This is a genomic window from Bacillus sp. L_1B0_5 (assembly GCF_000836715.1).
In the GTDB taxonomy this organism is placed as follows: Bacteria; Bacillota; Bacilli; order Bacillales; family Bacillaceae_G; genus Bacillus_A; species Bacillus_A thuringiensis_S.
Genome location: NZ_JXIS01000166.1, coordinates 1 through 8,068, shown reverse-complemented (window position 1 = coordinate 8,068; position 8,068 = coordinate 1). Strand labels below are relative to the sequence as shown.

The following is an 8,068-nucleotide window of genomic DNA, read 5'->3' as shown; positions in this document are numbered from 1 at the left end:
ATTTATTTTAGTTTTGCAACACCCTCTCACTTATAAAGCGAAAGTGAATCTCCTTGTTAAAGATGCAGAAGTTGGTGGAGAAGTTGCATATGAATATACCAATTCTAATCAATCTGGAACATCTGATTCAAAAACATTTACAAAAACATTTAGTTCGACTGCATCCGCAAAATTACCGCCTAATTCAAAAGGTAAATTAGTTTCTTCTGTCTACACTACACCAGCTACATATGAAATTAAAAGTCGTAGCTTCTTTACAGGATCCGTTCAATTCTCATATGTATTAGCTAATGACCCTGGTACACTCAGAACTACAACTGTATCTTTGCATGAACTATTTTCTAGAACCGATGAACAAACTGTTGATGATATTGCAAATAATTATCACATGTGGGCATCTACATTTTGGAATCCTGAAAATGGGCAACCTGTAAATGCACTGTTATTTGAAGGTAAATCCATTTTAAACATTGATGAAACATATCGTACGGAAACACGCTTAACGGATATTAAGGGAATTTAATAAATAATATTATTAATAAACTTGAGCTATTCTAAATAATACTTAGGTGATAACGAAACACATTGCATTTTTTGAATTCGCAGAACTATTAAGTTGTATTGATTATTCTACTCTCCGAATTTTTACTTGTACTAAATTGTATTTTTACTTTTTCGAGCTCTTTTATTTTCGATTTCCAAAAATTGTGTGAGATTCTAGTATTCTTCTGCAATTATGTATGTTTATTATTTTGTTAATATGTTTATCACTATATAATAAATGGAGGTTATAAATTATGAAAAGTAAGCTTTTAAAAGGTGTACTTAGTTTTGGAATTGGTCTTGGAGTTTTATATGGTGGATCTACCGCTCAAGCGGCAACGTCCACAAATCAAAACGATACATTAAAAGTGATGACTCATAATGTATTTATGTTATCAACGAATTTATATCCAAACTGGGGACAAAGTCAGCGTGCTGATTTAATTGGTGCAGCTAATTATATAAAGGGTCAGGATGTTGTTATATTAAATGAAGCATTTGATAATAGTGCATCAGATCGTTTGTTAGAGAATTTAAAGAAAGAATATCAATATCAAACAGCTGTAATAGGCCGTAGTAACGGAAGTGAATGGGATAAAACGTTAGGAAGCTATTCATCTTCTAATCCTGAAGATGGAGGAGTGGCTATCGTGAGTAAGTGGCCAATCGTTGAAAAAATTCAATATGTGTTTGAAAAAGGATGTGGGCCAGATAATTTATCAAATAAAGGATTTGCATATACTAAAATTAAGAAAAATGATCGTTTTGTTCATGTAATTGGGACGCATTTACAAGCTGAAGATGATGGGTGTGGACAAACTACACCAGCATCTGTACGTGCAGCACAGCTAAAAGAAATTCAAGAATTTATTAAAAATAAAAATATTCCCTCTAACGAGTATGTGCTAATTGGTGGTGATATGAATGTAAATAAAATAAATGCTGTGAATAATATCAATTCAGAGTATAGGTCAATGCTTGATACATTACATGCTTCGTCACCAGCGTATACAGGACATACAGCAACTTGGGATGCGACAACAAATAGTATTGTAAACTATAATTTCCCAAATGCTCCAGCAGAATATTTAGATTACATTGTTTCTAGTAAAGATCATGCAAATCCCGTATATATAGAAAATAAAGTGTTGCAACCAAACTCTCCAGAATGGTCCGTTACATCATGGTTCCAAACATATACGTATAATGATTACTCTGACCATTATCCGGTAGAGGCGACTCTTTTTATGAAATAGCCTAAAAAGTTTCTTCTATCCAGCAAAACACTTACAAGATATATCTCCATTTGGATGGAAACATATCGCTTTGACAGGTGACTATGTTTGGAATTTGAATTTGAAAAAAAACAAATTTTTAATAATCTAAGACCATTACACGACAAAAAATATATATTAGTAGTAAAGTAATCGGCCGGTTCCTTAACGTGTAGGGAAGCGGCTGATTTGTGTCCGAAATGGGTTCTGTTGCAAAGTTAAGAAAATATCAAAAGAGGATGACAGATTCCTAGATACATTTTCATATTTAAATATGCATTCAATTAGAAGGATCCGCTATTTATAGCGAATCCTTTTGTTTTTGTGCAAATAATGACGAATCAAACGTTTGTTTAAAAATTACGGTATGGGTGCACCCTGTTTGATATGTATAATAGCAACTCCGACCTATCAAGGGAATCCCCTTAACAGGTATTACGCCTTCGTCAAATTTTGTAAAATACGGCGTATGGATGCTAAGGTGCTAAATGTGGTTCTTATATAAATAGGAAGAAACTCAATTTTATCCTTTCTCAATATCATTCATTTTTCGCCATATGTTTTGTTTTTTCGTGCGCTTCGTACTCTTTTACTAGCTTGTAAAAAGAAGAACGCTTTATATCATATTTTCTCATCGCTCCGACCGCCGTAATCTTTCCAGATTGCCATGCCTCATATGCCTCAATGAATTGCTTCGTAATTTGTACCGGTGGTCTTCCTAAGTGTTTTCCTTGCTTCTTTGCTAATGCAATCCCTTCTGCTTGTCGTTGTTTGATATCATTCCTTTCTTTTTCTGCAAAAGCAGAAAGAATGGTAAGAGTTGCTTTTTGAACAGCCTGTTGAATGACATCATTTGTACTTTCGCCATTATAATTTACATTAATAAATGGTTCCTTAGTAAACTGGAGATTAATACGCTGTGTTTCAAAATAACGAAATTCTTCAAGTACATCATTCATACTACGCCCTAGCCTCGTTAAAGAATCAAAAACAATTGTATCCCCTGTTCTAGCTAATCGTTTTAACATTTGATAATTTTCTCTTTTTATATTTTTTCCAGATTGTTTATCAATAAAAATATCTCGATCCTCTATTCCTAGATGCTTCATATTCTCAATCTGACGTTCTTCGTTTTGGTCTTTACTGGAAACCCGTACATATCCAAACTTTTTATATTGCAATTCTTTCACCTCGAACACAATTATAGCTTATTCATATCTGTAAAGGTATATAAAAATTAAAGACATCTGTAAAATAAATATACGACTTTTATGGATATGGTTTTTCCTATGTTTCTATGCGTCTGTAAAAGTGTACGTTTACGAACGGGAGGTTGGTCATTTTCTTCTGAATCCCGGCAAAAGAAAGAATCGTTGCTATGGGCAATGTATGGTCAGGACTATTAGTACGCCTTTCATTATATATATAGCTAATATAACAGTTTCAACACTCGCCTTTCTTTTATAGAGAGTGATTATTGCATATATTTTTAAAATATCCATTTTTAATCAGCGATAATAAAGCAGGAAAAAATACACCCTATAAAAAATATATACATATACCTATATTAAGGAGTGGGATACCTTTGAAAAAATTTAAAGAGATTTTAGAAAAAGGAGCAATACCTATCGGTCAATCCGATACATTAGGAAAATCGTTGCGGCAATTTGATGAAATACAATATGAAAATGAAACATATCTCATTGTTTGGCATCCCGTTAATAATGAATTTGTCGGTTCTCATGAATCAGGAAATTGGATTTCCCATACTGATTTACATAAATCTCTTTGGATAAAAAATTTAAAAGATTCTTTTGTTTCAAAACAATAAAAGAAGGTTCTAACAAAAAAGTTAGAACCTTCTCGACATACTTTGTAGGGATTTCGTAAAATCGATAGGAAAGTGTATACTGATTGATTTTCAAAATAGCACCTCCAAGATTTTTTAGATTTCTCTGTTGATATATATAATTAACCTACTATCTTTTGTTGTTTTATCTGCGTTTCTTCTAGGGTAGCGAGTGCACTTTTATTTTGAAAACGCCTAAAAAATCCACGTGTTTGGCATTCTTTTTTTAGAGCGTCTTTAATTCGGTGTTACCAATGTTAGTAGCTTGTATGTAAAAGCTACGCAAATGAGCATCTACAATTGCAGCATACTTGTTTTTTTGCTGGTATAAGACGAATGAATATTGAAAATCGTTTGCTTTGAATAGGAAATCCGTTTGAGATTCTATTCGATCAACATCAGATAGTATCCAACCGAATTTCTTAAGCGATGTAGATGATGATTTACTAATAAGGGGCTGTTTCTCATCAATTAGAGGATGTACTTTTCGAATGAATAATAAACATGGTGGTAATTTGTTGTCTGTAAAATCAGTAGCAAGTATTTTATTTGCCCCAAATTACAAATCTAAATATCTTTTTCTTGGTGCATATGCTTCTTTAAGCATGTCAGTCACTCGGCCCATGTGTATCTCATCTCTCTATCTGTTTTCAAATGTAATTAGTTAATGTGAATGGATTCCTCAAAAGTTTTTGCAATGTGCTCAAGGAACGCAACAATTGGATATTGTATAAGTGTACGATTTTGTCCAAACGAGATCTCTTTTTTCTCTAACAAAGATATGAGTTGTTCCATGCTTAATTCTTGCTTTTTTATTTTACTATACTGCTGAAACACAATGTTTTTCCACTTGAATGAGGGACACAGAAAATAACTTTCTCCTCTGATCTGTTTGTTAAAAATATTTTCAATTTTTTCTCTACGCTGTTTTTCACGAAAATGTGTCTCCACATGTTTCAAAATAACCGACCCCCTTCATTCATAGGTATTCAAAATTAATTTCAACACGGTGTACGTTAGGCAGCATTTTTTATATGTTCCATAACGTGAAATTGGACATCCATCGACTTCAAATAGGAAAAAATATACTTCTTACATGTCTACAATACTAATAGTTTCTAGTACAATCGCGATATATCCTGTTATTTTTATTGAGTCTTGATTGATTAGGGTTTTATATCCATATAAAATAATGAAAGGTGGAAAGAGTGGTCTAATAGAATGGGAGAGAAGCCTTAGATGTATCCGAAATTTATTGATAAAATAGCGTTTTCAAAAGCGCATAAAGATTTATTAGTCCAACTATATTTTAAACAAATTACAAGAAGCGAATATAATCTCCTTGTGAATAGACTATATTGTTCGGAACAAAAACCGGAGGAAAAGTAGGATATTTGTATACAATTATATAAAAGGAACTTACAGTCATATTGTTGTATTCCTTAGATGGATATTCCGATGAGGAATGGAGTGAGAAGAATGGAAATAGGGGAATTGGAGGAACAGATTGAAAAGTTTGCACGCCTACAAAAAGAAATTCATATCTTAAAGCAATATGTATATCAACAATGGGAAAAAGATAAAAACGAGCAGTTATCTCAATTTCCTACAATAGCGTATATCGATACAAACAAGTTAGAACATACAAAAGAGTATCAGAAATTAAAAAGTCTCTCGGTAAAAACATTAAAAAGTATGACAGCATGTGAAAGAAAAAAAGAAATCATACAAATACAAAAAGTGCACCAAGCCATGCAAACAATTGTTCATGCTGTAATTGAAACTATAAATAAATACCCTGTATCAGATGGGGATTTACGAAAAAGAAATGTGAATATGTAGAATAGACCTTCTCAGTAGTTCTATTAGTATCTGTCGAGTAAGTAAGCTTCCTAATTTAAAATTAGGAAGCCTTTTTGAGGAGTAATAGGACTAATTTTGAGAAGTTTTGTGAATTTGAATAGAAAATTCATACTGTTCATGTTTCTCTTCCTCTAATAAACTAGCAATGGATTTTAATTGGAGAATCATCTTTTCTTTTGATTTTATCCCAGCGTAATGAATATGAAAAGATTCAGGAATAGAACATGGTTCTATGGATTCAATAGGTTCGAAAGAAATAGGTGTATGAGCGGTAGAAGTGACTTCTATTATGTTTTGAGGCTGAGTTATTGCTAAAATGGCAGGTGTGTCTATAATATCTGGAACAATGTTGGGTTGTGAGCCGACAGGAGTTTCTTTTTCCTGTAGGGGAGTTGCCTTTCGTTGCCTACTTGTTGTGGAAACGTCATGTTTTTTATACAAGTCATATAATTTCTTTTTATATGTGCCTAAACCTTTTAAAATTTCCTTACCAGTAAAATGTTCTTTCCAATATTGTAAACGTAGCTTTTGTTCCTCATCAGACAAGGATTCTAGAGAAGCAAGTGGTAAAAAAGTGTTTAATTCTTCAATACTAAGGGTTTCAGTCAATGAAAATCACTCCTTCAAAAAATGTATATTTGTATAGATTCTTTTTGAAAGAGAAATTACCTTTTGAAAAAATGAAATGTATTGCATATGAAAAAGCTCAATATGTAAAATTGCATATTAAAATAATCCCATAGTGGTGTATGATAAAGCAAATTAATAATGAAAGTAAGATTCAAATAGGGGGCATACATGGGATGGAAATTGCAATCGCAGTATTAAAATTTATTGGTGGCGTAATTCCGTTAGTAACAGACTTATTAAAAGCATTAATGTAGTCACTGGCTTCTAAAAATGGCCAAGAAGAAAAGATGTCTGCTTTTACGCGGGCATCTTTTCTTTTTTGAGTAAAACATAGACTTCCCCATTTTCTCAATAGTGATTTTTATATTATTAAATTATGATATGATTATTTTTTTATTGGTATATGCTTGCTATATCCTATAAATGCTAGTTTAAATATGTACACGGTTGCTTTCCTGTGAATGGAATTTCATAGTTTGTAGAAAGGATTGTGTTTATAGAATGTTATTTACAGATTTAGATCGTCCTTTACAGCGAGGGTTTCTCGCCGATCTTCGAGGAATCGTTCGTAAGGTTCTTCAGGATATGGATTATGTTATTGTAGAGGAGAATGTATCTTTTATTACGAATGCGTTTATTCAGCGAGTATTTGTCTATATAGACCAGACACGTTTTTTTCAGAAGTGGATAGACGTGGATGTTTCTGCTGGTGATTTAAAGGAGTTATTACAGCAAATAGAACTCTCAATGCGAAAAAGAAAGTCTACATTAAGACAACGGAATTATTTTGTAAGTTTGCTACGGGACTTACATTTGCGAGAGGATATTCCAACGGATTTTTTATGTATGAGGAAAAGATTGTTTGAGTTGGAGCGTATGAAGAAACAGCAGAAAAATAAACAACCCTTAAGTCCAGTGTCTATACAACAGATTACATTATTAAAAAGAACGTGGAAGGAAACAATGGGACGGAAATTAGAAGTATCAGAGGACATGAAACAGAGTGAAGTGGATGAGTTATTTAGTAGGATAAATCGAAAACGGTGTAAGATACAGAGACAACGGCAGGAATAATGTAGTTACCAAAATATAAAAATTAGGGTAAAAAACTTGTCATAAGTAGAGAATTGGGGGACTAAATAGATTACGTTAGGATGGAGAAAGAGCTTTGTTTAAAGGGGGCGAAAATGATGCCAAAAGCATTTCATATGGATTTTGATTATTATACGAGACCTGCGGATATATTACGGATACTTGGACACCCTATGCGCTTAGAGATGGTTCAAGAATTAATTGCTAAGGGCCCGTTAAATGTCTCAGAATTACAAACGTTATTACGTGCTTCGCAATCAACAGTTTCACAACAGTTAACACAGTTAAAGTACTATAAGATGGTTTCCTATGAGCGGAAAGGAAATGAAGTTTATTATACGGTCGATGACGAAAAGGTTATCGGAGTCATAAAATTAATGGGACTGCAATGAAGGTGGATGTAAGATGAGCATGTGCCGTGCCCCATGCCCATCAACTTAAGGATAGTTATAAAATGAACTTTTGTTCATTTGAACTAACATCTTCCGAAATGGAGGCAAGTTATTAAAAATACGGGTTCTGTTGCAATGCCAAGTGGATCAGTTTATAAATAAAAAAAGAGGATATGTATGTTGTCAAACATACATATCCTCTTTTTTAACTTCTACATGGATTGAACTTTTTTAATTAATTCTTTTTTAGAAATTCTTGAACTAAATAACTTAATCATTGTTCCATCTTGTACCCACATTAATTGTCCGCCTTGTATGTCTTTAATTCTTTTTGTTGGTGTTAACGGATGAAACACACTATTTAATGATGGATGCTCAATTTTTAATATTAAACAGCGAATTACAAGATACGCTAGCAAAGTTAA

At 32.7% G+C, this 8,068-nt stretch carries 9 protein-coding genes and 2 pseudogenes; 7 read left to right on the top strand and 4 right to left on the bottom strand.

Annotated features, from left to right (window positions below; all coding sequences use genetic code 11):
- Together RT27_RS35990 and sph are read left to right on the top strand one after the other, a co-directional pair.
- Window positions 1-523 (top strand): annotated as a pseudogene (locus RT27_RS35990) (hypothetical protein); the annotation flags it as partial.
- A 274-nt stretch (window positions 524-797) separates the two neighbouring features.
- The gene (sph, locus tag RT27_RS31080; RefSeq protein WP_043939042.1) at window positions 798-1,799 is read left to right on the top strand and encodes a sphingomyelin phosphodiesterase; all 1,002 of its coding nucleotides are present in this window, start codon (window positions 798-800) and stop codon (window positions 1,797-1,799) included.
- A 557-nt stretch (window positions 1,800-2,356) separates the two neighbouring features.
- Here sph and RT27_RS31075 read toward each other — a convergent pair.
- The gene (locus RT27_RS31075) at window positions 2,357-2,998 is read right to left on the bottom strand and encodes a recombinase family protein (protein WP_043939040.1); all 642 of its coding nucleotides are present in this window, start codon (window positions 2,996-2,998) and stop codon (window positions 2,357-2,359) included.
- Window positions 2,999-3,396: 398 nt separating this feature from the next.
- Between RT27_RS31075 and RT27_RS31070 the strand changes: the two genes are divergently transcribed.
- Window positions 3,397-3,648 carry a hypothetical protein gene (locus tag RT27_RS31070; protein ID WP_043324655.1) on the top strand — a complete coding sequence of 84 codons (252 nt, stop codon included), beginning with the start codon at window positions 3,397-3,399 and terminating at the stop codon, window positions 3,646-3,648.
- 678 nt (window positions 3,649-4,326) lie between these two features.
- On the opposite strand, the gene RT27_RS31065 is transcribed toward RT27_RS31070, so the two are convergent.
- On the bottom strand, window positions 4,327-4,626 hold the full coding sequence (locus RT27_RS31065) for a hypothetical protein (protein WP_043939038.1): 300 nt from the start codon (window positions 4,624-4,626) through the stop codon (window positions 4,327-4,329).
- Between the two features lie 519 nt (window positions 4,627-5,145).
- On the opposite strand from RT27_RS31065, the gene RT27_RS31060 reads away from it, so the two are divergent.
- Window positions 5,146-5,508, top strand: a complete 363-nt coding sequence (locus RT27_RS31060) for a hypothetical protein (protein ID WP_043939036.1) — start codon at window positions 5,146-5,148, stop codon at window positions 5,506-5,508.
- A gap of 90 nt (window positions 5,509-5,598) precedes the next feature.
- Here RT27_RS31060 and RT27_RS31055 read toward each other — a convergent pair whose 3' ends face one another.
- On the bottom strand, window positions 5,599-6,138 hold the full coding sequence (locus RT27_RS31055) for a hypothetical protein (protein ID WP_043939034.1): 540 nt from the start codon (window positions 6,136-6,138) through the stop codon (window positions 5,599-5,601).
- A 140-nt stretch (window positions 6,139-6,278) separates the two neighbouring features.
- On the opposite strand from RT27_RS31055, the gene RT27_RS36180 reads away from it, so the two are divergent.
- The 3 genes from RT27_RS36180 (at window position 6,279) to RT27_RS31045 (ending at window position 7,643) form a co-directional block, all read left to right on the top strand.
- Window positions 6,279-6,413 (top strand): hypothetical protein, encoded by a 135-nt coding sequence (locus RT27_RS36180; RefSeq protein WP_254914706.1) that lies wholly within the window; start codon window positions 6,279-6,281, stop codon window positions 6,411-6,413.
- A gap of 247 nt (window positions 6,414-6,660) precedes the next feature.
- The gene (locus tag RT27_RS31050) at window positions 6,661-7,233 is read left to right on the top strand and encodes a hypothetical protein (protein WP_043939029.1); all 573 of its coding nucleotides are present in this window, start codon (window positions 6,661-6,663) and stop codon (window positions 7,231-7,233) included.
- Window positions 7,234-7,349: 116 nt separating this feature from the next.
- Window positions 7,350-7,643 carry a metalloregulator ArsR/SmtB family transcription factor gene (locus RT27_RS31045; protein ID WP_043939027.1) on the top strand — a complete coding sequence of 98 codons (294 nt, stop codon included), beginning with the start codon at window positions 7,350-7,352 and terminating at the stop codon, window positions 7,641-7,643.
- A gap of 212 nt (window positions 7,644-7,855) precedes the next feature.
- Here the strand turns inward: RT27_RS31045 and RT27_RS31040 are convergent.
- Window positions 7,856-8,068 (bottom strand): annotated as a pseudogene (locus tag RT27_RS31040) (DUF4367 domain-containing protein); the annotation flags it as partial.

Excerpts from the sequence above, each read along its gene's own strand:
- RT27_RS31045 (WP_043939027.1), top strand. The coding sequence starts at position 7,350 with ATGCCAAAAGCATTTCATATGGATTTTGATTATTATACGAGACCTGCG.
- sph (WP_043939042.1), top strand. The coding sequence starts at position 798 with ATGAAAAGTAAGCTTTTAAAAGGTGTACTTAGTTTTGGAATTGGTCTT.
- RT27_RS31060 (WP_043939036.1), top strand. The coding sequence starts at position 5,146 with ATGGAAATAGGGGAATTGGAGGAACAGATTGAAAAGTTTGCACGCCTA.
- RT27_RS31050 (WP_043939029.1), top strand. The coding sequence starts at position 6,661 with ATGTTATTTACAGATTTAGATCGTCCTTTACAGCGAGGGTTTCTCGCC.
- RT27_RS36180 (WP_254914706.1), top strand. The coding sequence starts at position 6,279 with ATGATAAAGCAAATTAATAATGAAAGTAAGATTCAAATAGGGGGCATA.